This is a genomic window from Paenisporosarcina sp. TG-14 (assembly GCF_000297555.1).
Classification (GTDB): Bacteria; Bacillota; Bacilli; order Bacillales_A; family Planococcaceae; genus Paenisporosarcina; species Paenisporosarcina antarctica.
The window spans coordinates 1-24,263 of sequence record NZ_AMGD01000042.1 but is presented as its reverse complement, the minus strand read 5'-3'; the positions used below and the strand labels follow the sequence as shown (position 1 = coordinate 24,263).

The 24,263-nt window shown below is 38.0% G+C and carries 17 protein-coding genes; 6 read left to right on the top strand and 11 right to left on the bottom strand.

Annotation, left to right across the window (positions count from 1 at the left end):
* Positions 1 to 142 precede the first annotated feature (142 nt).
* Together C406_RS0113040 and C406_RS0113035 are read right to left on the bottom strand one after the other, a co-directional pair.
* On the bottom strand, positions 143 to 1,570 hold the full coding sequence (locus tag C406_RS0113040) for an FMN-binding glutamate synthase family protein (RefSeq protein ID WP_026045702.1): 1,428 nt from the start codon (positions 1,568 to 1,570) through the stop codon (positions 143 to 145).
* A 192-nt stretch (positions 1,571 to 1,762) separates the two neighbouring features.
* Positions 1,763 to 3,781 (bottom strand): penicillin-binding transpeptidase domain-containing protein, encoded by a 2,019-nt coding sequence (locus tag C406_RS0113035; RefSeq protein WP_017381081.1) that lies wholly within the window; start codon positions 3,779 to 3,781, stop codon positions 1,763 to 1,765.
* Between the two features lie 352 nt (positions 3,782 to 4,133).
* Here C406_RS0113035 and C406_RS0113030 point away from each other — a divergent pair, with 352 nt between their 5' ends.
* The 3 genes from C406_RS0113030 (at position 4,134) to C406_RS21070 (ending at position 5,889) form a co-directional block, all read left to right on the top strand.
* The gene (locus C406_RS0113030; protein ID WP_017381080.1) at positions 4,134 to 4,934 is read left to right on the top strand and encodes an alpha/beta fold hydrolase; all 801 of its coding nucleotides are present in this window, start codon (positions 4,134 to 4,136) and stop codon (positions 4,932 to 4,934) included.
* Between the two features lie 14 nt (positions 4,935 to 4,948).
* Entirely contained in the window at positions 4,949 to 5,287 is a 339-nt protein-coding gene (locus C406_RS21075) for a hypothetical protein (protein WP_017381079.1), read from the top strand.
* Between the two features lie 65 nt (positions 5,288 to 5,352).
* A complete protein-coding gene (locus C406_RS21070) occupies positions 5,353 to 5,889 on the top strand; it encodes a GGDEF domain-containing protein (RefSeq protein ID WP_017381078.1) in 537 nt (178 codons plus the stop codon).
* A gap of 53 nt (positions 5,890 to 5,942) precedes the next feature.
* Here the strand turns inward: C406_RS21070 and C406_RS0113020 are convergent, their stop codons facing one another.
* The 4 genes from C406_RS0113020 to C406_RS0113005 all read right to left on the bottom strand — a co-directional run bounded on the left by C406_RS0113020 (position 5,943) and on the right by C406_RS0113005 (position 10,182).
* Complete coding sequence (locus C406_RS0113020; protein ID WP_017381077.1) at positions 5,943 to 6,926, bottom strand: LacI family DNA-binding transcriptional regulator; 984 nt, start codon at positions 6,924 to 6,926, stop codon at positions 5,943 to 5,945.
* Between the two features lie 77 nt (positions 6,927 to 7,003).
* Positions 7,004 to 7,789, bottom strand: a complete 786-nt coding sequence (locus tag C406_RS0113015; protein ID WP_443146803.1) for a carbohydrate ABC transporter permease — start codon at positions 7,787 to 7,789, stop codon at positions 7,004 to 7,006.
* 105 nt (positions 7,790 to 7,894) lie between these two features.
* Complete coding sequence (locus C406_RS0113010) at positions 7,895 to 8,782, bottom strand: carbohydrate ABC transporter permease (protein WP_026045701.1); 888 nt, start codon at positions 8,780 to 8,782, stop codon at positions 7,895 to 7,897.
* Between the two features lie 170 nt (positions 8,783 to 8,952).
* Entirely contained in the window at positions 8,953 to 10,182 is a 1,230-nt protein-coding gene (locus C406_RS0113005) for a sugar ABC transporter substrate-binding protein (RefSeq protein ID WP_017381074.1), read from the bottom strand.
* A 412-nt stretch (positions 10,183 to 10,594) separates the two neighbouring features.
* Here C406_RS0113005 and C406_RS0113000 point away from each other — a divergent pair, with 412 nt between their 5' ends.
* Positions 10,595 to 12,775, top strand: coding sequence for a glycoside hydrolase family 3 N-terminal domain-containing protein (locus C406_RS0113000; RefSeq protein WP_017381073.1), 2,181 nt, complete (start codon positions 10,595 to 10,597; stop codon positions 12,773 to 12,775).
* Between the two features lie 2 nt (positions 12,776 to 12,777).
* The gene (locus C406_RS0112995) at positions 12,778 to 16,092 is read left to right on the top strand and encodes a GH36-type glycosyl hydrolase domain-containing protein (RefSeq protein ID WP_017381072.1); all 3,315 of its coding nucleotides are present in this window, start codon (positions 12,778 to 12,780) and stop codon (positions 16,090 to 16,092) included.
* 1,407 nt (positions 16,093 to 17,499) lie between these two features.
* Here C406_RS0112995 and C406_RS0112985 read toward each other — a convergent pair.
* The 5 genes from C406_RS0112985 to C406_RS20775 all read right to left on the bottom strand — a co-directional run bounded on the left by C406_RS0112985 (position 17,500) and on the right by C406_RS20775 (position 23,490).
* Positions 17,500 to 19,362, bottom strand: a complete 1,863-nt coding sequence (locus C406_RS0112985; RefSeq protein WP_017381070.1) for an ABC transporter ATP-binding protein — start codon at positions 19,360 to 19,362, stop codon at positions 17,500 to 17,502.
* On the bottom strand, positions 19,359 to 21,083 hold the full coding sequence (locus tag C406_RS0112980; RefSeq protein WP_017381069.1) for an ABC transporter ATP-binding protein: 1,725 nt from the start codon (positions 21,081 to 21,083) through the stop codon (positions 19,359 to 19,361). Before C406_RS0112980 ends, C406_RS0112985 begins: the two co-directional genes overlap by 4 nt.
* Positions 21,080 to 21,568, bottom strand: a complete 489-nt coding sequence (locus tag C406_RS0112975) for a MarR family winged helix-turn-helix transcriptional regulator (protein WP_017381068.1) — start codon at positions 21,566 to 21,568, stop codon at positions 21,080 to 21,082. Before C406_RS0112975 ends, C406_RS0112980 begins: the two co-directional genes overlap by 4 nt.
* 370 nt (positions 21,569 to 21,938) lie before the next feature.
* Entirely contained in the window at positions 21,939 to 23,258 is a 1,320-nt protein-coding gene (locus C406_RS0112970) for a DUF2254 domain-containing protein (protein ID WP_017381067.1), read from the bottom strand.
* 46 nt (positions 23,259 to 23,304) lie between these two features.
* The gene (locus C406_RS20775; RefSeq protein ID WP_192812608.1) at positions 23,305 to 23,490 is read right to left on the bottom strand and encodes a hypothetical protein; all 186 of its coding nucleotides are present in this window, start codon (positions 23,488 to 23,490) and stop codon (positions 23,305 to 23,307) included.
* A gap of 86 nt (positions 23,491 to 23,576) precedes the next feature.
* Between C406_RS20775 and C406_RS0112965 the strand changes: the two genes are divergently transcribed.
* Complete coding sequence (locus C406_RS0112965) at positions 23,577 to 24,068, top strand: YajQ family cyclic di-GMP-binding protein (protein WP_017381066.1); 492 nt, start codon at positions 23,577 to 23,579, stop codon at positions 24,066 to 24,068.
* Positions 24,069 to 24,263: the final 195 nt, after the last annotated feature.

Below are 24,263 nucleotides of genomic sequence, written 5' to 3'. Positions count from 1 at the left end.
ATTGATGACTCCATTCATGGACCGTACCAGCAGTGAAAATAGCAGAATTACCCGTTCGTTGTCACGAATATAAGTCTCTTAAAAATAATGTACTCCTCACTAGCTCATCAGAAATTAGAGAGGGTGTACTATATGTTTCTGTTTAAAATCTTCTATTGATTGTTTTCTGATTATGTTGATACGCTAAAGGTATTTTAGTAATATGGCTTGTTAACTCATCTATGGCCACTAAATCTTCCGTATTAACTTCCGTAATGGACGTTTTACCAAGGGATTGAACCGCTGTTTTCATCTCATCCACAAAGGATAGAAAAAACTTTTCAAGACTTTTAGCTCCTTCTTCTTCATCAAATTTATCTTTTAACTTTCCTGAATCAAAGGCTATTTGTGTGGGTGGCTCAAACGGCATCGTTTTCAATAACTGTGTATGATTCATCGCCCATAGTGGAGCCGTTCCCATATAAACTGCATTGGCACCAAGAGCAAGGGCTTTAAAACAATCTCCTGGGGTAAAGAAACCTCCTCCAACCAACAAACTGATTTTATCTTTAACCTTTCTTTTTTCTAAATATTGAATAGCGCGCGATAAAGCATATATCGTTGGAAGTCCAAAATCGTCTTCTAGGATTGGTGCAGATCCATAGGTACCCGCTTGACCACCATCTATAGAGATAAAGTCCACTTCAGCGTGAATACAACTTTCTATATCTTCTTCAAGCTTATGTCCAGCACAAATTTTAACACCTATCGGAACTCCACCCGTCACTTCTCGAAGATGTTTAACAAGTGGTTTAAGATCATCTTTGTGATTAATTTCTTTGTGTCGCGATGGAATAACGGCATTTTCACTTGGTTTTAATCCCATGATTTCTCTTGATTTCCCCTTTAATTTTTCAGGTGAAATTTCTAATGGCGCAGAAGCTTCAGCCCCTTGACCAATATGAATTTCAATGGCGTCCCCTTGCTTTAAAATCTCAGGCTCTTTTGACCATTTTGCTTTGCCATATTGGATAATCAGGTGCTTGGCATTTTTACGGTCTTCTGGTAAAAATCCACCTTTTCCTGTATTCGTTGCCGTGCCTACAGCAGCCGTCCCTTTTGCCATAGCAATTCTTACTTTCTCACTAACTCCAATCCCATAGCCCATTGCGCCCAGTAAAATAGGAATGTCTAACCTTAATGGTTTTTTTGCACAGGGCCCTATCACTATTTTTGTATCAATGTAAATGTCTTCAGAAGTTGGTAGTGTTGCAAGTTGCGCGGGAGTAAAAATAAGTCCATCAAAATTCAAGAATTTTCGTGCCGTACCAAATGGTCTTTCAATGGTTTTTCCTGATTCTGCTCGTAAACTATTTTCAACATTTGTGATGGGGTGAAACCGTCTAGATGCCGTAACAACTTCCCATATATTTTCTTCATAGCTCTCGGTCATTACAAGTTTTGTAATATATCCGAAAACCCATTTTATAAGAGGTCGAACGAATACTAAAACTAATACGAGCGATATAATGATTCCTGCAAGCATTCCAATTATGAAGACATACAAAAACCTCACACCCTTAAAATACATATTTTATGTACTGACATATAGATGAGTTTTCCCATGATTTTCATGCTTTATTCCACTAGTAAAATTGGACAGAATATAGAAAAGAAAAATCCTCTCTAAGACAAGAAAAAGCGGCTGAGATGTAATCTCAGCCGCAGTAAAGGGTTCTATAGTATGTTCAAAATACATCTGAAACATTCATTCAAAACACTGTTACTTATTGTGTTTTTTAAATACTGTTGAGGCAAGCTCTGCGACGTAAGCACTGCCGCCGTTATCTTCCACACTTTCGATCATCATCGCAAGTATAAATGTGGGGTTTTCGGAGTTATACGCAACAAAGAATCCATTTTGTTTGCCATCAACTTCTCCTGCTGCTTTTAATTCAGTTGTACCTGTTTTACCAGCGAGTGGAATGGACGGAAGATTGGCCTCCTGTGCAAAGCCATCCACGATAACATTACGTAAGCTTGTCCGTAAACTCGCCGCATTTTCAGCGCTCAAAAGCCCGTCTTTCCACACTTGCCCTTTTTCATCAGCTAGTAATAACGTCGGCTTGTACATCACACCGTCCGTTATAAATACTTCATACATCGAAGCAAGATGGACAATATTCGTCAACATCTCCCCTTGTCCAAACGATGTATCTGCAAGTTGTCCGAGTGAAGCTAACTTACCATCCGTTGAAATCTGTGAAGGTTTCAAGTAAGAGACAAACGGAATTTCTTCACCAAATCCGAAATTTTTTAACCCCTCTACAAATGTATTACTTCCCATATCAAGCGCTTGTTGCGCAAAATAAATATTGTCTGAATAAACAAGTGCTTTGTTCAAGTCAATCGGATTTGGTGCCTCATCATGGACACGCGTTACTCGGTAGTTATCCCAGGATTCATCCTTTTGCCATGACTTTCCATTAATCGTTAGCCCTTCTGCTGGGTCAAGTGTTCCTGCTTCCATACCAATTGCAGCAGTCATTGGTTTTAATGTTGAACCTGGTGCATAAGTTCTTGTAAATCGCGCTAACAACGGATTTAAAGGGTTTTCCTGAAGTTCCTTGTATCTATCTCCACTAATACCCAACATCATTTCACTCGGGTCAAACCCCGGTGAACTGACAAGAGCAAGCATTTCGCCGGTGTTCGGATCTACAGCAGCACTATTTCCTGCTTCACCTTTCATGGCTTCATAAGTAGTTTTCTGCAACTCTGCATCAATCGTCAATGAAATCGTTTCCCCGTCTACAGCTGGTTTTTCAGCAACCGTAATTGTCTTGGCTTCTTTTTCAGGCGGCTGGATGTAAATACGCACTCCGCTCGTACCACGAAGTTTATCTTCCAGTAATTGCTCCATCCCTTCACGGCCGATGAGGTCAGCTTCTGTATATCCTTTGTCTTTTCGCTTCTCTAATTGTTCAGCTGTAATAACTCCGATATAACCAGATAAATGGGACAATGCTTCACCGTAAGGATACTCACGCATCGGTGTCTCTCTGTATGTGACTCCTGAGATTTCAATGGCCTGTTCCAATAATACAGTTTCATGTTTCGCTACTTTTGATATTGGCACAAAATCAGACGGCCTTACCCACCCCTGGTTTAACTGACGATCAATATACTCAACAGTTGTACCTAATAGCTCTGCCAGCTTTGTCTTACTTGCTTCATCCGCGAATTTTTCTGGCACAACGCCTACTTCTTCCCCTTTACCATTTATCGCAATGGGTAGTCCGTTTCGGTCAAGAATTCCACCCCGAACAGGCTTGCTTGTATAAATACCTACCGCATCCTTCTCACCAAGTTCAGGGAAAATGAATGATGTATCCCACTCCACAAACCAATTTTCTGTTTCATCATGAGTTTCGTACATCCACGTCATCGTTTTCTCAAATTCCACCGGTCCAGCAACTGTATCCATTTTAACTTGAACATCAAAGTTTGCCGGCTCTTTCGTATTCCATTCCGTATCTTCCTTAGGTTTCGTATATGTTACTTCTACGTTTTCGATAGAAAAATCACTATGTATTTTTTCTTGGCGCTCCACAAAGTTTTCGGTCTCAAATACATCTTTCGTCCCTTTGTTTAGATAGTCACTATACATGTCAGCGAATTCTCCTTCATTCCAGTGGACTACGTATTCTGCCAAACGATCCTCTGGTGTCACCTTCTCTTGACAACCTGATAGGAGAATAATAATTAAAATGGAGAGAACTCCAGTTAGTTTTTTGCTCATTCCAATCCCTCCAAATAAATGAAATTTTCTAGTTACTTTATCAATTAATAGTAACATATACCCTATATAAATGTTGTATATTGACAATTAATACGCACTTAAAGTGGAGTAAATAATATAAATTGTCATTCCAGTTCCCGACTCTTGTTCATGTAAGGAATAGCATTTGAAATTAGTCAATTTCTAAAGAACTTGCTTGAAATATCGGGTAATAAGATAGTTTGTTGAAGTTAAGCTGTCATGTATACATGAAAAAAAAATGTTAGAATATATACATATTACGTTGTATTAAGAATTGAAAAATATACTATATTTCGCCAATATTCTATCAATTAAAAGGAGTGGAAACCATATGAATACCAATATAATGAAGCGTAATCAAGTACATGTTAGTGGACATGGATCCAAGACAATTGTCTTTGCTCATGGGTTTGGTTGTGATCAGCTAGTATGGAATGAAGTTGCTCCATTTTTTAGAGAGGATTATCAAGTGGTTTTGTTTGATTATGTAGGCTCAGGCAGTAGTGACAAATCACAGTATTCCAAGGAACGTTATAATTCGCTTCAAGGTTATGCACAGGATTTAATTGAAGTTTGTGATGCACTCAATTTAACTAATATTGTGTTTGTAGGACATTCAGTAAGTAGTATGATCGGGGTTCTAGCTTCAATTGAACGACCAGATTTGATGGAGAAATTAATTATGATTAGTCCTTCTCCACATTATCTAAATGAATCTCATTATCGCGGTGGTTTTGAAAAATCCGATATTGATGAACTACTAGATATGATGGAGAAGAACTATAAAGAGTGGGCAAAGTATTTAGCCCCTGTTGCCATGGGAAATGAAGAAAGACCTGGATTGACAAAAGACTTTGAGAAACAGTTATGTTCAAATGACCCAGTGATTGCTAGACAATTTGCGGAAGTAACATTTTCTTCTGATGTACGTAATGAGCTTTATAAGGTTGCGACACCTACGTTGATTTTGCAAACAGAAAATGATGCCATTGCACCAGTTGAAGTAGGAGAGTTTGTACACTGGAAAATTTCTAATAGTGAGTTTGTTCTTATGCAAGCAACAGGTCATAATCCACATATTACCTATCCAGAGGAAACAGTTACTTGTATTAAAGCATTTTTGGCAAAGTAGATGGGAGTCTTAATATGGAAGAACAGCTGAATTTAGCACCCTTTGGTTATTTGGTGATGGATATAAGTTTGCGAATTTTAGATATGAATCAAACGTTACAAGATTGGATTGACTTACAAGATACGCCAAGCCATATACATGATCTCTTGACAATCGCATCGCGCATTTATTTTCAAACGTACTTTCCCCCATCAATTAAGATGCATGGCAAAGTAAATGAAATGTATTTGACTTTGAAGGCTGGAAACGAAAAAATACCAATATTGATGAATGCGGTGGTTCGAAACCAACGATATGAATGTGTGTTTGTACAAATGAAAGTGCGAGATGAGTATGAGAATGAACTCTTTTAGCGAAACGAAGTGCTGAAAAAATTCGTCAAGATACTCAGGATGCGTTTATTAAATTACAAGGATTAATGGGAAAAGTTGAATGTAAGCAACAAGAATTGTTGGAAATGAATACTCAGCTACAAGAATTAGTAACAACTGACCCATTAACAGGATTGAAGAATCGACGCTTTTTAAATACTAAACTTCTAGAATACTTAGAGATTGCGAAGATCGACCAATCACCTTTCTCGTTGTTATTAATCGATGTCGATTACTTTAAACGTGTCAATGATACGTATGGTCATCCAACTGGTGATGCTGTGTTGCAAGAGTTGTCTTGGAAGCTTCAAAGTGAAGCGAGAGATTCTGATATTGTTGCGCGTATGGGTGGAGAAGAGTTCATAGTCATTCTTCCATATACGAACAAAAAAGAGTCTCAAGTCATTGCAGAGCGAATTCGGTTAAACATTGACCATGGAAATTGGGAACATATGAGAATAACAGTCAGTATTGGGGTTACTACATACGAAATAAATGACAATGCCAATAATTTAATTTCAAGAGCTGACGAAGCTCTTTATCAATCGAAAAAAGATGGAAGAAATCGTGTATCTGTACGTTAATTTAGGAAAAGACGGATTTAAATTCACGTTTTGAATTTAAATCCGTCTTTTATTTATTTCACTGATTTTCTCTCAATCAGTTCGGTAGAGAGCTTGTAATAAGGATTCACGATTTGACCTGATAGCTGTTGCAAAATTAGATGCATAGCTAATGCTCCAGCTTCATATTTCGGCTGTCTTACTGTTGTTAATGGGGGTGTCGTGAATTCAGCTAATTGAATGTCATCATACCCGATGATAGAGACGTCTTTTGGTACATTAATTTTGTTTTCTCTAAAGGCTTGTATTCCACCCACAGCCATCTCATCGTTCGCATAAAATACCCCGCTCGGCAAGTTCCCTTGAGCAATCAGTATTTTAGTTGCGAGATACCCACCATCTCTAGTGAAATCTCCTTGCATGTACCATTTAGAATGTTGAATCAGATGATTTTCACTAATAGCAGCTAAGTACCCCTTATGTCTCATGTTACTATCATGTGAGTTAAGCGGGCCGCTGATAAAAGCAATATCTTTATGACCATGTTGAATTAAATACTCGGTTGCTCCATAGCCACCTTGAAAGTTATCCACTTCAACTAGAACAACATGATCATTTTTCAAAGCACGATCCAATAAAATAAGCGGAAATCCCTTACGAGCAGATTGAATGATAATGTCATCTGAAATATTATGATCTAAAATAATCGCACCATCTACACGCTTTTCTGTTAAGAATTTAACAGCTGTGGATTGTGCTCCACCTTGAGAACTACAAGCAATTAAGTCATATCCATTTGCGATACAAACTTCTTGAACACCTTTTGTAAGTTCTGAGTAAAATGGTCCTGCAAGATCGCTAAGAATCAAGGCAATTGTATTTGTTTTCGTTCGCTTTAAGTCAGAAGCAAAGCCATTTTTTTGATAGTTCAGTTGCCGAGCTGCTTCGAGAACTTTAATTTTAGTAGCCTGACTAATTTTAGTACTATCATTTAAAGCATAGGAAACTGTTGAAATTGCAACTCCCGCGAGCTTGGCCACATCTTTAATCGTTGCCATAGCTAGTCCTCCATTCGGTCTAAGTTTTCTTCTATCTAGCGTATCACTTCATTAGAAGAAAATCTCCTTCTTATCGTTTACTTTAGACCTGAAGTTGTAAAACCTTCGACGATATACTTCTGGAATAACGAAAATATAATGATGATTGGAATAACCATAAAGGCTGCTCCAGCCATTTGAAGAGCAAAATTACTGGCGTATTGACCTTTTAGTAAGGATAAACCTACGGATAACGTATATAAGGATTCATCATTTGCAATGATTAATGGCCATAAGAAACTGTTCCATGCTGCAATAAATGTAAGAATTCCCTGTACAGCAAAGATTGGCTTAGATATCGGCATAATGAGTCGGAAAAATATATAAAACTCCCCTGCCCCATCTAACCTGGCAGCCTCAATAAGATCTGTTGGGATTGTTGACATGAACATCCTAAATAGAAAGATACTGAAAGCTGCTGCAAGTCCGGGCAACACGATTCCAATCATCGTGTTAATAAGACCCATTTTATTTAAAAGTAAATAAACAGGAATCATGGTCACTTGTCCAGGAATCATCATAGTTGCAAGAACTACATAGAAAACTTTTTCTTTCCCTTTAAAATGATATTTTGCAAAACCATACCCAGCCATTGCGTTAAAAAATAACCCAACAAAAGATAGTGCCACAATGATTAAGGTGTTTTTTAAATAAACACCGAAGTTCATATTCGTAAAGAGGCTAATATAATTTTGAAATGTCGGGTTTTCTGCAAAAAGCGTAGGTGGCATTTGTAATATCTCACTCTCAGGTTTGAAAGAACTCGAAATCATCCATATAAAGGGTAACGATACGATTAACCCACCTAAGATTAACAGAATCATTGCAGACCATTTTTCCAAGTTTCTTTTTGATTTTTCTGAAGGCATTGGATATCACTCCGATACTGTTGGATTTAAGCGTATTTTACTAGAAGTTATTTTATTTGATTAATATTCAACATCAGATTTTCTCATCTTGAATTGAATCAATGTCACAATGATTATAACGATAAAGAGAACAAATGATCCTGCGGCTGCATAGCCAAACTCACTAAATTGAAAACCTCTTTGATAAATAAACAGAGCCATCGAAACTGTGCCATCTAGCGGACCACCCTTAGTCATAATAAATGGTTCTTCGAAGAATTGAAGCCATCCAATCAAAGTTGTCACTGTCACGAAGAAAATTGCATAGCGCAAAAGAGGAATGGTGATTTGAAAAAGAATTTGCCATCTTTTCGCACCATCTATTCTTGCCGCTTCATAATACGCATTCGGAATGCCTTGAAGCGCCGCCAAGAAAATAATCATGTTGATGCCGATCCCTTTCCAGACAGCAAGAACGATCAGCGAAAGCTTAGCCATTACTGGTTGCTCTAGCCAAGGCACTTTATCAACATCTGCTAATGAAAGGATGTAGTTAAAAAGGCCATATTCTGTATTGTAAAGAAAGCCCCACACTACAGCAATGGCGATGATGTTTGTAATAGCAGGCATAAAATACACTGCTCGGAAAACCGTAAATACTAAGTTTTTACCGTAATTAAGCAGTAATGCAATACTTAATGACGAAATAATTACGAGCGGAACACCAATAACAACATAAAATAGCGTATTGAAAACTGCTTTGTGAAAAACGCTATCAGTTAATAATGTTTTGTAGTTTTCAATACCGATAAAACTTATATTTGACCAGTCGGCCAACCCTTTCAGATTCATATCAGTGAAACTGATAACAAAAGCTATTGTTATCGGAAGGAGGCTGAACAGAATTAAAATGGTTAACGCTGGTGCAATAAAAATATACGGATAACGATCTTTTACTGTACGTTTCAGTATTTGGTTCAGCATTTTATCCCACCTACCTCATACATTCTTTCATCTAACAACAGTAAACCCTGAAAAAATAGGTAAGTGATCGTCGAGTCGTCACTTACCTATCATTTGAACAGGATTAAGCTGAAGTCTTCATGAAGAAATTATCCATTTATTTTTCAACAAACCTGTTATTCAATAATGCTCTTTGCTTTTTCATTAAAGCTTTCAATTTCCTTATCTAAATTAACACCGCTGTTTATTCTTTCAATAGAAGAAAGAAGTTCTTGAGCAACTTTTTCCCACTCTTTAATTTGCGGTGCGCCCTGTGAACTCTTAAGCTGTTCACCAAAGGCAGCATACATTTCATTGTCTGCTAATTTAGGATCTTCCCAAGCTTCTAAACGAGAAGGTAGAGTATTGGATTTTTCCATCCACTCTAGTTGTGTATCGACTTCATTCATATATGCGATAAAATCTAATGATTCTTCAACCATTTCAGAATTGTGAAAAATAGTGAAATTTGCTCCACCAATACTTGAAAGATTGTTTTCCTTAGCAGGTAATGTTGCAACAGACCATTTATCCTCAAGTTCAGGTGCTTGATCATTAAATACGTTAATCATCCAAGGACCACTGAAAAATATAGGTTTCTTGCCATCTTTAAATGCTTGTACAATATCAATACCTGGTGATTTCGAACTTATTCCTTCGTCAAAATAGCTTGTGTAATACTCTATTCCGCCTTTGAATTCAGGAGAATTGAAATCAGGGTCGGCTTCATCGAATTCAAATCCATTTTGCCATGCGAAGATAAACGGTGTGACTTGATCATTTAAATCAATGTCAAGACCATAAACATCATCACCTGTCGCGGAAAGTTTAGTTGCAGCATCTTTTAACTCATCCCAAGTTGCAGGTGGTTCTGAATATCCCACTTCCTCAAGCAAATCCGTGCGATAGTACATCGTACGTGTTTCCACATACCAAGGGATACCAATAACTTGATCATCATACTTCATAGAAGATTGAGCACCTTCAAAGTAATTGTCAGGATCAAAGTCAGGGTAATCAGCCATATATTCAGTTAGGTCAAGTAGTGCACCTGCATCAGCAAATTCTGCAACCCATGTTGTTCCTAGTTGTAATACATCGGGACCATTCCCAGATGCAACAGCAGTTAATAGTTTGTCATGAGCGGATTCCCATGGAATAGCTTGTACTTTCACCTTAACTCCAGGATTAGCTTCTTCAAATTTTTCTGTCATTTCACCTAGTAACTTGCCTTCTCCGCCCATTGCCCAGACTGATAATGTTTTGTTTCCATCTTTATCTTCACCACTTTTACCACCACACCCAGCTAATATACCAGACAAAGCAATTGCTAAAATCGCTAAGTAAATTAATCCTTTTTTCTTCATTTGATCTCCATCTCCTTTTCTATTTTAATCATGTGTTTATATTACAGGACAATTTTGTAGACGAAACAATTCTAAAATCAATTGCTATCACTATATTAATCTTTGTCATGATTTTGTTGAAACGTTTCGATAATTCTATTATAATGAAAATTGAATGCGCTTACAACTGTTTTTCAAAATATTTAATTTTTTCATTTTACACAATCGGAAAAATACTAAGCTATTAAGGGTTCATTTCCGTCATTATTAAAGAATAACTAGTTAAATTCCTATCTTTGTACTGCATAAAGTTTTACTATTAAGCTAAACGATACGAGTTGATCGTATCCGATTCATATTGTATTAAGGAAGAATCACATAGAACGCATCTTAGTGAAACGTTTCAGAAACTATAGCAGATGGAGGTTAATTAATGACTACGTCAACAATCCAAAACCTGATGAAGCAAATGACATTAGATGAAAAAATCGCACAGTTACTTCAGCTTGCGGGACCTTTCTTTAAAGGCTCAAGTGAACAAGGACATATAACTGGACCGATGGCGGCTATGCCAATAAGTGACGAACATATTAAAAACGCTGGGTCAGTACTGGGTGTCTCTGGTGCGGCTGAAGTGATATCGATTCAAAGTACACATCTTGAAAATAACCGACTTGGAATCCCCCTCTTGTTCATGGCAGATATTGTTCATGGTTACAAAACCATTTTCCCGGTGCCTTTAGCCATTGCGTGTAGTTGGGACCCTGAGCTTGCTCAAAAAAGTGCAGAAATTGCAGCAAAAGAAGCAGCAGTTTCTGGCGTTCATGTAACCTTTGCTCCAATGGTTGATTTGGTTCGTGACCCTAGATGGGGACGCGTCATGGAATCGACAGGTGAAGATTCCTACTTAAATCAAGTCTTCGCGAAAGCCTTTGTCAGAGGATTTCAAGGACCAGACTTAGCTAACGACCCTCAATCTGTAGCAGCATGTGTCAAACATTTCGCAGCTTATGGTGCTGCTGAGGCAGGTCGAGATTACAACACAGTCGATCTTTCAGAAAGACAGCTAAGAGAATTTTATCTCCCTGCCTATAAAGCCGCTCTTAATGAAGGTTGTGAAATGGTCATGACTGCATTCAATACAGTAGATGGCATTCCAGCAACAGGCAATGAAAAGTTAATGAGAAGCTTACTGCGTGATGAATGGGGCTTTGATGGCATCTTAATTTCGGATTGGGGCGCTGTGAAGGAATTGATTCCTCATGGAGTTGCTGAAGATGACAAAGAAGCAGCGTTGAAAGCAATAAAAGCAGGTGTCGATATTGAAATGATGACCGCATGTTATGTTCAGCACCTAGCAGAATTAGTGTCTGAAGGCGAGATTGAGGAAGCCATAATTGACGAAGCAGTTCTTCGCATTCTTACATTAAAAGACAAACTCAGGTTATTTGAAAAACCGAATAGAGGCGTTGATGTGGAGCTTGAACAACAAGTAGTCGGTCATCAAGATCATCTTCAAGTATCCAAAGAACTCGCAACGAAATCTTGCGTACTATTGAAAAATGATCATCACATACTTCCTCTTAATAAGAACAAAAATATTGCCTTAATAGGACCATTTGTAGACAGTGGCGATATTTTAGGTCCTTGGTCAGCACTTGGACTTAAAGAAGAAGCCGTTACATTAAAACAAGCATTTGAAAAACATCTTCCTATTGAACAGCTGAACATTGTAACAGGTTGTCATGTAGAAACAATCTCATCGCAACAGCTTGAAGAAGCTGTGCACGCAGCATCTAGTGCTGATGTAATCATTGTGGCAGTTGGAGAAGATAGTGAGATGAGTGGCGAAGCAGGCTGTCGAACGAACATTCAATTACCTGCTCCTCAACTGGAGTTGCTAAAAGCATTAGCCACTTGTGGAAAACCAATTATTACGATTTTATTTAACGGACGTCCTCTAGACCTTCATGGTGTTCTTGAATACAGTGATGCCATACTTGAAGCGTGGTACCCAGGAAGCGAAGGTGGAAGTGCTATCGTGGACCTTCTTTATGGTATCGCAATTCCTTCTGGAAAATTAACCATGTCCTTCCCTGTTAATGTGGGACAAGTACCCGTGTATTACAACCACTTTAATACTGGTCGACCAAAAGGCGCACCCGACGCTCAAGAACGCTATGTGTCTCAGTATTTAGATGCGCCAAATGATCCTATGTTCCCTTTTGGCTTCGGACTTAGTTATACGCAGTTTAGCTATTCAGACCTTGAACTTACGTCCACTCAACTAACGACGGACACTGAGATCACGGCAACTGTGAACGTTTCGAATGTTGGTTCCTTTACTGGTGAAGAAATTGTTCAGTTTTATATTCAAGATTTAGTGGGAGAAGTAGTTCGCCCCATGAAAGAATTAAAAAGCTTTCAAAGCATTACACTCGAGCCTGGTGATACGAAACAAGTGACCTTTACGATTACAGAACAACAACTTCGTTATCATCACGCTGATTTTTCGTTTAAGAGTGATAAAGGATCATTCATTTTATATGCAGGAACGAATAGCATAGACGTTCTATCACATTCATTCCAATTGATATCACAAGGGAGGAACTAATCATGACTTTAAATACAACGAATACATGTCACCTTCAAACTGGTGATACGCAAGTTTATTTTCTTCCATCTGGAGATGTATCAAATTTCTCTCACAACAACATAATGGTTAATCAGCTTTTCGGCAACGCGATCGACGGCTCACTTAATAACATTTTCTTACGCGTTTTTAATAACGACAAGATCGACTTCTACCCCCTACTCGGAGTGAAATCGGCAAGTTCCTTTTCCACTTCATCAAACAAAGCCAAGTGGGTTGGAACTGTTCACGATATCCACTATGAAGTCACCTTCCATTTGGCCAATGAAAAAACCTGGTTCTGGGAAATTACCCTTAATGGGAAACAGCTTGAAGTAGACATCATATATGGACAAGATATAGGTCTGGCTCACCAAGATGCCATTCGTTCAAATGAAGCGTATACCTCTCAATACCTAGATCACGCAGTATTTGAAAATGACTCGAGTGGTTTTACTGTTTGCACAAGACAAAATCAGCAACAAGGTGATGACTTCCCTTATCTACAACAAGGATCTCTAGGAAAAAATGTCGCCTACTCCACCGATGGATTTCAATTTTTCGGTTTAAGCTACAAAGAAACTAATACCCCAGAAGCGTTATCAGCAGCTTCTTTAGCCAATGAAACGTATCAATATGAATTTGCTTATACTGCCCTACAAAGTGAAAAAATGAAGTTAACAGGTAAGGTATCATTTGTTTTCTATGGCGCTGTTGCTAGCAATCATCCAGCCGCTGTGAAAAGTCCATTATTTACACAAGAAATTAAACAATCATGGGATGCCTTAAATAATGAACAGCCTCCTTTTGAAACGATTTATTCGCTTCATGATGTAGCTTTCTCAGGAAATGGAACGATATCATCTTCAGCTATGACATCGCCTGAACTGGACGCCCTTTACCCAGAGAAATTATTAGAGGAATGGGATGGCGATTCACTCTTATCCTTCTTCACGCCAACATATGAACATGTTGTTTTGAAAGAAAAAGAGCTGAAATTAGAACGATCACATGGTCACATATTAATGAGTGGCGAAAATCATCAACTCGATTACCCAACCATTACTTCCACATCTTATATGCCAGGTGTATTTAATGCGCAACTCGTTTTAGGAAACACTTCGATGAACAAGCTATTATCTAATGTCCGCAACCCATTAAATATAATGAAGACATCTGGTCAGCGTATTTATGTTAAGTTCGATGGCAGTTTTCAATTATTGACTATGCCTGCTGTTTACGAACTAGGGTTCAATTATGCTCGATGGATTTATAAGCTTGCTGATGACGAACTGACTATTACGAGCTTTACAGTTGTAGATAAAAAAGCAGTAACCTTACATGTTTCTTCTTCAAACAATAAGTCATATGATTTCATGGTGACCAATCAAATGACGATGAATAATCATGAGTTTGATGTTCCCTTCCATTTAGAAGTTGAAAATGAACATTCATTTATTGTGACAGCAGATTCAAATTCCGACAGTGCTCACATACATCCTGAACTTGCTTATCGTTTTACGCTTAATGGGGCTAATATGAGCGTGTCAAAACTTAAAGAAGCTTCACTCGTTTCTTTAGAAATCAACAATTCAAGCGACTGGACATTAACAATGGAAGGTTCATTAGTTGGTAAATTCGAGCAAGTCGAAGAGCTTGATTTTGACCTAGAAAAGTCTCGCTACCAAACGTATTTTAGTAGCTTGATGAATGGTTTTTCTTTATCATTCCCTGAAAATCAAGATTCTGTTGAAAAAGTAAACGCGATTGCCTGGTGGTACACGCATAATATGCTGGTTCACTATTCCGTTCCACATGGTCTAGAGCAATACGGCGGTGCAGCTTGGGGAACTAGAGATGTGTGCCAGGGACCAACCGAATATTTCCTAGCAACTCATCAGTACGACAGTGTAAAGGACATTATCAAAACACTGTACTCTCACCAATTTGAAGATACTGGCGAATGGCCACAATGGTTTATGTTTGACGAATATCAAAAAATCCAACAAGATCATAGCCACGGCGACGTAATTGTCTGGCCTCTTAAAGTAGTAGCAGATTACCTTGCTGCAACTAATGATTTTGAGATATTGGAGATGTCCCTGCCTTATACAAAGCGAGGAGATTTTTCATTCACACAATCGACCGCTACGTTGATGGATCATATTAGAAAACAAATCAATTCTATAAAAGATAACTTCTTACATGACACACATCTTTCTTCTTATGGAGATGGCGACTGGGACGATACATTGCAACCAGCCAACCCAAAACTTAGACAATATATGGTTAGCAGCTGGACAGTTGCCCTTACCTTCCAAACAATTCGTAATCTCGCTTCAAGCTTACAAAATGTGAACCCACAGGAATCACATGAATTAATGAGCTTAGTAGACGGCATTGAAAAGGACTTTAAAACCTATATGTTGAACACTGGGGTAATCCCAGGTTTTCTTTACTTTGAAGATCCTGAACATCCGGAGAACATGGTTCATCCAAGTGATCATAAAACGGGCATTAACTATCGATTATTGCCGATGACTCGAGGTATGATAAGTGAATTATTAACCCCGGAAGAAGCACTAAGTCACGAAGCTTTGATTAAAGAGCATTTCTATTGCCCAGATGGTGTTAGATTGATGAATCGCCCTGCAAATTATGAGGGTGGTGTGAGCAAACACTTTAAACGTGCGGAACAAGCATCAAATTTTGGGCGTGAAATTGGTCTGCAATATGTCCATGCTCATATTCGTTTCGTCGAAGCTATGGCAAAACTAGGGCGTAAAGATGAGGTTTGGAAAGGTCTTGACACGATAAACCCAATTGGTATAACGAAGGTCGTTTCGAATGCTGAAATGCGTCAAAGCAATGCTTACTTTAGTAGTTCAGACGGGAAATTTAATACACGTTATGAGGCACAAGAGAGATTTGACGATTTAAGAACTGGGAAAGTGGCTGTCAAAGGTGGCTGGCGCATTTATTCCAGTGGTCCTGGAATTTATATGAACCAGTTAATCTCAAATGGTCTTGGCATTCGCCAGCAAGCTGAGCATTTAGAAATTGACCCTGTTCTTCCCTATTCTTTAGATGGTTTAGAATGTTCATTTGTCGTATATGGTAATCCTGTAACCTTTCGCTATCATTTAACGAATCAAAGTAATGCGTTAACGGTTAACGGAAAAGAGATTGCATATGAGGTACTCCAAAATCGTTATCGTCAAGGTGGCATGAAGATTTCGAAAGAGACGTTAGAAAGTGCGTTTACAAATGAACAGAACTTGATAGAGATTTGGGTATAGTAAAGTAATCCTAATTCCTAAAGAATAGTGAAGTGAGTGTAAGGCTTGTAATACATTATCGACTATAGTTTCCGGATTTCTATGTACGGCAATCCGGCTGCACATAAACTAAAGAATGAAAAACAAGGGAGAGATGACAAAAGTCATCTCTCTTCTCTTTTTCCTATAGGTAATCCTGCGTCCGTTATACGTCCGCCGCTCTCCTACAACTTTTACTAGAATAGCTTTTTAAGTTTGGTTCACTAAATAATGAGCACTGACTTCTCAGAAGGGAACTGCCGAAGATACAATTTCGGCAGCTCCCTTCATTCTTTTTAGTATCTGCAATCCCACTAATCTAGATAGTGGAGATTTGTCATCTTTCACGTGCCTTTTCTTCGCGAAAACGGATGGCTATAGTGTCGAGCGAAGGCTCAGTTGTAATTAATAGCTGTCACGTTGTAATTTTGGACGGTGACGTTATAAAAATATGCATTCACGTTGTAATTAACCTACTTCACGTTGTAATTGTAAAATTACGGAATTTATTGATTGCTACTCTATCCATGATATCCCTTCTCCGTACGCCGAGTGCTGTAGGATGTAAAGAAAATTTGATCACTGTATCGACTATAGTTTCCGAATTTCTATGGATGGCAAACCAGCGGTCGTTATACGTCCGCCGCTCCTTAAAATTTGAATGGACTTTGTGTTTTGAGTTTACTTAACACAGGTTAAGCAACAACTTACAGTATTAGTTGATATAGTTGAGTGTTTTTTCCATTTCACACACCTATGTCTACCAATCTTTTTTAACTACAACATCTACAGTGGTCATCTCCTCGCATATACTTCAAAAAGGAGGCTGTACAATTGGCATATTATTTGTCGGTCACGATAGGATTTGTTCTGTGCTTGGGAATGGTCGTCGGATTTTTTATATATTACCTTTCATTAGGACTTGGTTCTAATGATTCTTCTAAAGTGGATCCCTTAGAGTCTGATCAAAACATTTCATGAAATTCCATTGTTTGATTACCGTCACTACCCTCATATTTCTCTCACTCAATTCTCATTTTTCAATATGAATTAAGGCCGCTGAAGATTCTTAATCAGCGGCAATTTACTTTCCGTATTTCATTAAATAAGTATCTTAACTCTGCTTGCTTGATTATATTCAAGGTAAACACATATACCGGAATTAACGGAGTCAATGGCATTAAGAATATAGGCTTTATCGATTTATAATTCGAGCGAATCGTGCGGGAGAAGATATTTTGTACAACCTGGCGAGTCATAGCGTCAATCCGACGCACCATCTGGCAACCGAAAACACCATAAAGTCAACCTAGAACAGCGCGGCATCCTTATCCATTATCTTTTGAGAAAAAGAGGCTCATTTCCGGTTTGGAACGAGCCTCTTTCTATTTATCCTGCTACTTTTTCAGTAAATTGACTATTGTATAAATCTGCGTAGAAACCACTTTCTTCTAAAAGTTCTTTATGTGTTCCTTGCTCAATGACTTTCCCTTGATCCATCACAAGAATCAAATCCGCATCCTTAATAGTTGATAGACGATGGGCAATGACAAAACTAGTCCGCCCTTCCATCAATCGGTTCATCGCCTTTTGAATAAACACTTCAGTCCGTGTGTCTACACTTGAAGTCGCCTCATCAAGTATCATGATTGGTGGGTTTGCTAAAACAGCTCGCGCGATTGTCAGAAGCTGTTTTTGTCCTTGTGAAATGTTAGACGCTTCTTCGTTTAAGACTGTTTCATAGCTATCAGGTAGTGTTCGAATGAAATGATCAGCATGAGCTGTTCGAGCGGCTGCGAAAATCTCTTCATCTGTAGCGCCAATTTTTCCATATGCAATATTATCTTTTATCGTTCCATTAAATAGCCAAGTATCTTGAAGTACCATTCCAAAGCTCTTTCGAAGATCACTCCTAGACATACTGCGTGTATCTAGCCCGTCGATTAAAATCTTACCTCCATTCAGCTCATAAAAACGCATCAAGAGATTGATCATGGTCGTCTTCCCAGCACCAGTAGGTCCAACTATTGCGACCGTTTGGCCAGACAAGACATCAATATTCATATCTTTAATTAGTAAGTCTTGTTCGTATCCAAAATCGACATGTTCGAATGCAACAGCACCTACTGCTCTTTCCAAACGGACTGAAGTAATTTCTTTCGTTTCTTCTTCTTCATCTAGCATCTCAAAGACACGTTCAGCTGCCGCAACAGTTGACTGAATAATATTTGCGATATTAGCTGTTTGTGTGATGGGCTGAGTGAACTGCTTTGAATAAGTAATAAATGCTTGAATATCACCTATTGAGATAGCACGTTGGGTAACCAATATCCCTCCAACGACGCTTATCAATACATAGCTCAAATTCCCGATAAAGAACATCATAGGCATGATGATCCCAGAAATAAACTGAGCTTTAGCCCCCGCTTTATACAGTTCTTCATTAACCAAATTAAACTTGGCACCAGACTTTTTCTCATGTCCAAATGCTTTAACGATTTGATGACCTGTATACATTTCTTCAATATGTCCATTTAATTCACCGAGTGTGCGTTGTTGATCGGCAAAGTGTTTTTGGGATCTTTTCAAAATGGGTTTAATGACAAATATTGAAAGCGGTAAACTCACGATTGAAATTAACGTCAATAAAGGACTAATCGTAAGCATCATGATGATAATTCCCACAATCGTTACAATGGATGTGATGAACTGCGTCAAGCTTTGTTGAAGCGTGCTGCCAATTGTATCAATGTCATTGGTCATCCTGCTAAGTGTTTCTCCATTTGGGTTTCCATCAAAATACTGGAGAGGTAGTTTCTCAAGCTTTTGATTAACATCTTCACGAAGGTCATACACCGTATCTTGAGCAACACTAGACATAATATATTGTTGTACGTAACTGAACAGGCTACTTAAAACATACAGGCCAACAAGTAGTAAAAGAATCTGTCCAATTTTATCAAAGTCAATGGTCGCTCCAGGTGTTCCTTGAAATTTCCCATATGCGCCTTCAAATAATTCTGTAATTGCCGTCCCCATAATTTTTGGTCCAGCAATCATAAAAACCGTACTTAAAATGGCTGCGAAGAACACGGCAATCAATTTGTTACGACGTGGTTTTAAATAGGTTAAAAGACGTCTCAATGTTCCTTTAAAATTCTTAGCTTTTTGTCCCATCATCATCATGTTACCGCCACCAGGACCTTGCCCCATCGGTCCAGCATTTTGAGGTGGTTTCTTTAATTTACTCATGCTATTTCCTCCTCTGAAAGCTGTGATAGGGCGATTTCACGGTAAATTTCATTAGTGTCAAGCAACTCTTGATGTGTTCCCATACCTACAATATGACCTTCGTCTAACACAATGATTCGGTCAGCTTCGACAACAGTACTAACACGTTGCGCAACGAGCAATACCGTAGCACCTGTTGTTTCATCTTTCAATGCTGCACGAAGTTTGGCGTCAGTTTTGAAATCAAGTGCTGAAAAGCTATCATCAAATATATAGATATCCGGTTTTCGAATGAGTGCTCTCGCTATAGACAATCGTTGTTTTTGTCCTCCTGATAAGTTCGAGCCGCCTTGCTCAATTTCCGCTTTGTAGCCATCTTTCATCTTATTGATAAACTCTTCTGCTTGCGCTGTACGTGCCGCATGCACAATTTCATCATGTGTGGCGTTTTGTTTTCCAAAGAGAATATTGTCAGCAATCGTACCCGTAAAGAGAATGGATTTTTGTGGAACGAAGCCAATTTTCGAACGAACTTCATCTTGTGAAGCCTTACGAATATCCACACCATTGACACGAATCACTCCATTCGAAATATCATAAAAGCGTGGTATTAAATTGACGAGAGTTGATTTACCGGATCCAGTTCCACCAATAATTGCGGTGATTTCACCAGGTTTTGCTGTAAAACTAATATCAGACAACGCTGGTTTCTCTGCTCCTGGATAACTGAATGTCACATGTTCAAATTCAAGCGTACCTTGTTCACGGTCCGCCTTTTGTGTTCCCTCATCGAGGAATGCTGGTTTCATCTCAAGCACTTCGTTTATCCTCTTTGCTGAAACGGCTGCTCGTGGAATCATCACGAACATCATGGACGCCATCACTAATGCGAACATAATTTGCATGACATATTGAATAAACGCCATCAAGTCACCTATTTGCATGGCGCCGTTATCAATTAGGATGCCACCAAACCAAATAATACCGACAACCGTCAAGTTCATAACTAGCATCATTACAGGCATTAAAAATGCCATTATTTTATTAACTTGAATCGACACATCTGTTAAATCTCTATTTGCTTTCTTAAGACGAACTTTCTCTTCGCCTTCACGGTTAAATGCACGAATAACTCGAATCCCCGTTAAATTTTCACGTAAAACTAAGTTTAAACGGTCCAAACGTTGTTGCACCAGTTGAAATAGCGGAACCCCTTTTTTTAGAATAAGGAGGATCGTACCAATTAGCACAGGCATTGCAGCAACAATAACGAGTGTTAATTTAGCGTCTTTTGATACTGCCATAATGATCCCACCTACTAACATAATAGGTGCACTAATCACCATACGAAGCATCATAATAACTACTTGCTGAACTTGTGTAATGTCATTTGTTGTCCTTGTAATTAGTGAAGCTGTTCCCACTTCATCAAATTCTTGCAATGAAAATTTCCCAACATGATTAAATACTTTTTGACGAATATCGCGTCCCATTCCCATAGCTGCTTTAGAAGAATAATAACTTGCGATAATAGAGGCAGTGGCGCCAAGTAGAGAAACCAACAGCATAAATCCACCAATTCTCCAAATATAGGGGATGTCTCCTATTACGACACCTTTATCAATAATGTCACCCATTAGAGTAGGCAAAAAGAGGTCCGACATGGATTGAATAAAGACTAGACCAATAACTGCTAAAACAAGCCACTTATATACGGATAAGTGTTTCAGTAATTTAATCACTTCTTACACTCCCCTTGTTCATGTTCTGGTGCTTCTGCCTCCAGAAGAGTTGTGATTTGTTGATGAGATTCAAGCAAATCTTCATATTGATTTTTAGTTAGCATTTCACCTACAGATTGGAATACTTGATGAATTCCTCCCTCTTGTTGATGAATCGTACAAATAAGCTTTTCTCCTTTTTTCGTGAGTGACAACAACGTCTCCCTGCGATTTCCTTCGACTTGTTGCCGGTTAATCAAACCCTCTCGAACGAGTCCATCGACTCCCTGACTAAGTGTACTTTTAGGTAGAAATGTTTTTTCTCCAACTGTCTTTTGTGTCATTTGCTTGTGGAGTGTGATTGCCATCAGTATTGAAAATTGTGGAACTGATAAATCATTTTCTATCGCTGACTTTTGGACGAGTCGTATCAAGTTCTTTTGTACGTTCCAAAACGAGCTTAATAATTGTGTTGATTGCATTAATTTTTGATTTTCATTATCCAATTGAATATCTCCATTTCTTTATTTCACAACAGTTCGTAAATGAACAGTTCATATATATTCCTTTTAATTTACATCTATTATTCTACAAGGTCAATCTTGAAGTCTTAAAAAGTTCTGATTAAAACTCCCGAATAAATTCATCCATTTTCCCGAGAGTCAGTTAGCCAGACAAACTTTTATTTGGATATCCCTGAAAAGGATAAATACTGGGTGACTATTATCCAAGTAAGGATGTTTTTCATGACATACTATTTATTGAATCGGGTCGAAACCAACTTCAAGTGATTCAAGAAGTTTTAAAATTATTAAAATAAAAATAGACCTTCCCTGAGTAGGAAGATCTATTTAATGTAAATATTACTATTCCACCTTATATTTTTTTGAGGATTTTCTCATATTCAGGTAGATTATTCGTAGTAGTAGCTATGCTACGTAGCGCTCGATAGAATTGCTGGCTATCATGTTCAAAAAGAAATAGATTTTCAAAACCTTGTGCGCTGTATACTGCAAAATCCCAAACTGATTGATAATCGCTTGGATGTAGAGATTTAGCCATTTGATCTAAAACATCTAAAATATCCGTTGAAACAATCACATTATCTTTTGCATAGTGCCTAATATATCCTAATCCACTGTATAAATAGTGATTAAAGTCTCTTTTTTGCAGAATTAATCGAAGGTTATTCTCATCATCTACTAAATAGCGAGAGTTGTCAGCTACTCGTGAAATAGAAACAAGAACTTCACCGATTTGGTAAATCGCTGTCTTTGCTGTCTTAGGATCATAATTCCCTATTGCTCTAACCGCAACCTCGACTAGTTTATTAATGCTGAATTCAATATCATGATCTTCTGTTTGTCTCTTTCCAATACTAAAAAGAGTCAAATATTTATCTTCATGGATGGAATACTCATGCTTATTCCAGTAGGTTAGAATTGGTGTGGTTTCAAAGATGTAGTTCCCAATTGTGTACTCAAGGCTAATGATAATGTCATCTTCTTGAGCTTTTCTAATCATCATGATGAAATCCACGCGCTGAATGTAACCTGATTTACCTGCTTTAATCTGACTCCCCATTCCTTCCCTTATTTGTTCATCTGTATCATTGAAGTCTTTGACTTTATAGGCATCTAATTCTTTTCTCAATGTGCTGTTGATAATGTTCAAAGCTTCTTTTTTTATATCATCTGTCATTTGATTCACACGTAACCACGCGACTGCGTGATTAATAAAAAAGATAAAAGTACCCATCGATAAAATAGCTAATATGGTGGCTACTAAAGGTACTGCAAAATAATATTCCGCAATCCTTTTATTGAGAAAAAGGAAGGATAATAACACATATATAAAACTACCAGTGAAAATTCCTAACACACGTTGTGTAGCTTTGCTTGCCATGAAATTTCTAAGCGTACGAGGGGAAAACTGTCCAGAAAATGTCGCAAAAACAACCAATACTAAATTAAATGTGAATATAGTAAGCGATAAGTTCGCAAGAGTAAGAGTACTTACAAGAGAAAGTGTTAGTTCATAATCTACGGCAAATAAAGGTCTCATTCGATCACCTAAGTTGTAGTTTAAGTCCACAACTAATGATACGCTTAATAAAACAATGGAATAAAAGATGTAAAGAACAGGTGTAAACCATAAGTTAGACTGAATCTGATTGATTAGATCTTTTTCTGACATCCTCATATTTATTGTCCTTTCTAAAGAAGCCCTCATTGAGGTGGATCTAAATTAATAAATCTATATAGGATTTAGCGTACCCAATGAAAATGTGGGAAATACCTAAAATTTCATAAAGGAACAGTGCTGAAGCGCAATCAGCATTCAACATGAAACCAATAATTGCCACCATGCGAAATAATGCTTGTTTAAACACTAACTCATAACAAATACGATAAAATACTTTCTGCATAAGGGTTTTTTTATAGAATTAAGCAGTATGTACGGAGAAATTGTTGTTTTTTTGTTATAGTAGAAATAAAATGTGGGAGGTTTATCATGGCAAAAGATAGTTCATTTGATATTGTTTCAGAAGTTGATTTTTCAGAAGTTACAAACGCCGTCACGTTGGCGCAGAAAGAAATCAAAACACGCTATGATTTTAAAGGCAGTATCAGTAGTATTACGTTAGATAAAGAAGAGATAGTGCTTGTTTCCGATGATGAATACAAGCTAGAGCAGTTGAAGGATGTTTTAATTAGCAAGTTGATTCAACGTAATGTATCAATCAAAAACATTGAATATGGAAAACTTGACGGTGCTTCTGGAGGAAATGTTCGCCAACGCACTAAATTAATTCAAGGCATTGATAAAGACCTAGCAAGAGACATTATCGCTCTCATTAAGAACAGTGGCGTTAAAGTTAAAACTCAAATTCAAGATGATCAAATCCGTGTGACAGGCAAAAACCGTGATGACCTTCAAGCCATTATTTTAGCGGTAAGACAAGCTGACATGCCGATCGATATCCAGTTCATCAATTACAGATAGTCAAGAATATAGTTGCTATTGAAATAAACAGTTCGCTCTCGGGCGAACTGTTTTTTACGGGAATTTATTGAGTTTCCTTTAATCTTGGGACCGCAACATGTGGGTTGTAGAATATATAACTTGGTGAAATAAAATCCCCATCTCGCTGAAACAAAATATTCCTGATTCACGCTGATTTCCGTTCCGAGCGGACGC

Excerpts from the sequence above, each read along its gene's own strand:
- C406_RS0112970 (WP_017381067.1), bottom strand. The coding sequence starts at position 23,258 with ATGTCAGAAAAAGATCTAATCAATCAGATTCAGTCTAACTTATGGTTT.
- C406_RS0112995 (WP_017381072.1), top strand. The coding sequence starts at position 12,778 with ATGACTTTAAATACAACGAATACATGTCACCTTCAAACTGGTGATACG.
- C406_RS0113005 (WP_017381074.1), bottom strand. The coding sequence starts at position 10,182 with ATGAAGAAAAAAGGATTAATTTACTTAGCGATTTTAGCAATTGCTTTG.
- C406_RS0113000 (WP_017381073.1), top strand. The coding sequence starts at position 10,595 with ATGACTACGTCAACAATCCAAAACCTGATGAAGCAAATGACATTAGAT.
- C406_RS0113040 (WP_026045702.1), bottom strand. The coding sequence starts at position 1,570 with ATGTATTTTAAGGGTGTGAGGTTTTTGTATGTCTTCATAATTGGAATG.
- C406_RS0113020 (WP_017381077.1), bottom strand. The coding sequence starts at position 6,926 with ATGGCAACGATTAAAGATGTGGCCAAGCTCGCGGGAGTTGCAATTTCA.
- C406_RS0112965 (WP_017381066.1), top strand. The coding sequence starts at position 23,577 with ATGGCAAAAGATAGTTCATTTGATATTGTTTCAGAAGTTGATTTTTCA.
- C406_RS20775 (WP_192812608.1), bottom strand. The coding sequence starts at position 23,490 with ATGCAGAAAGTATTTTATCGTATTTGTTATGAGTTAGTGTTTAAACAA.
- C406_RS0113030 (WP_017381080.1), top strand. The coding sequence starts at position 4,134 with ATGAATACCAATATAATGAAGCGTAATCAAGTACATGTTAGTGGACAT.
- C406_RS21070 (WP_017381078.1), top strand. The coding sequence starts at position 5,353 with ATGGGAAAAGTTGAATGTAAGCAACAAGAATTGTTGGAAATGAATACT.
- C406_RS0113015 (WP_443146803.1), bottom strand. The coding sequence starts at position 7,789 with ATGATTCTGTTAATCTTAGGTGGGTTAATCGTATCGTTACCCTTTATA.
- C406_RS0113035 (WP_017381081.1), bottom strand. The coding sequence starts at position 3,781 with ATGAGCAAAAAACTAACTGGAGTTCTCTCCATTTTAATTATTATTCTC.
- C406_RS21075 (WP_017381079.1), top strand. The coding sequence starts at position 4,949 with ATGGAAGAACAGCTGAATTTAGCACCCTTTGGTTATTTGGTGATGGAT.
- C406_RS0112985 (WP_017381070.1), bottom strand. The coding sequence starts at position 19,362 with ATGAGTAAATTAAAGAAACCACCTCAAAATGCTGGACCGATGGGGCAA.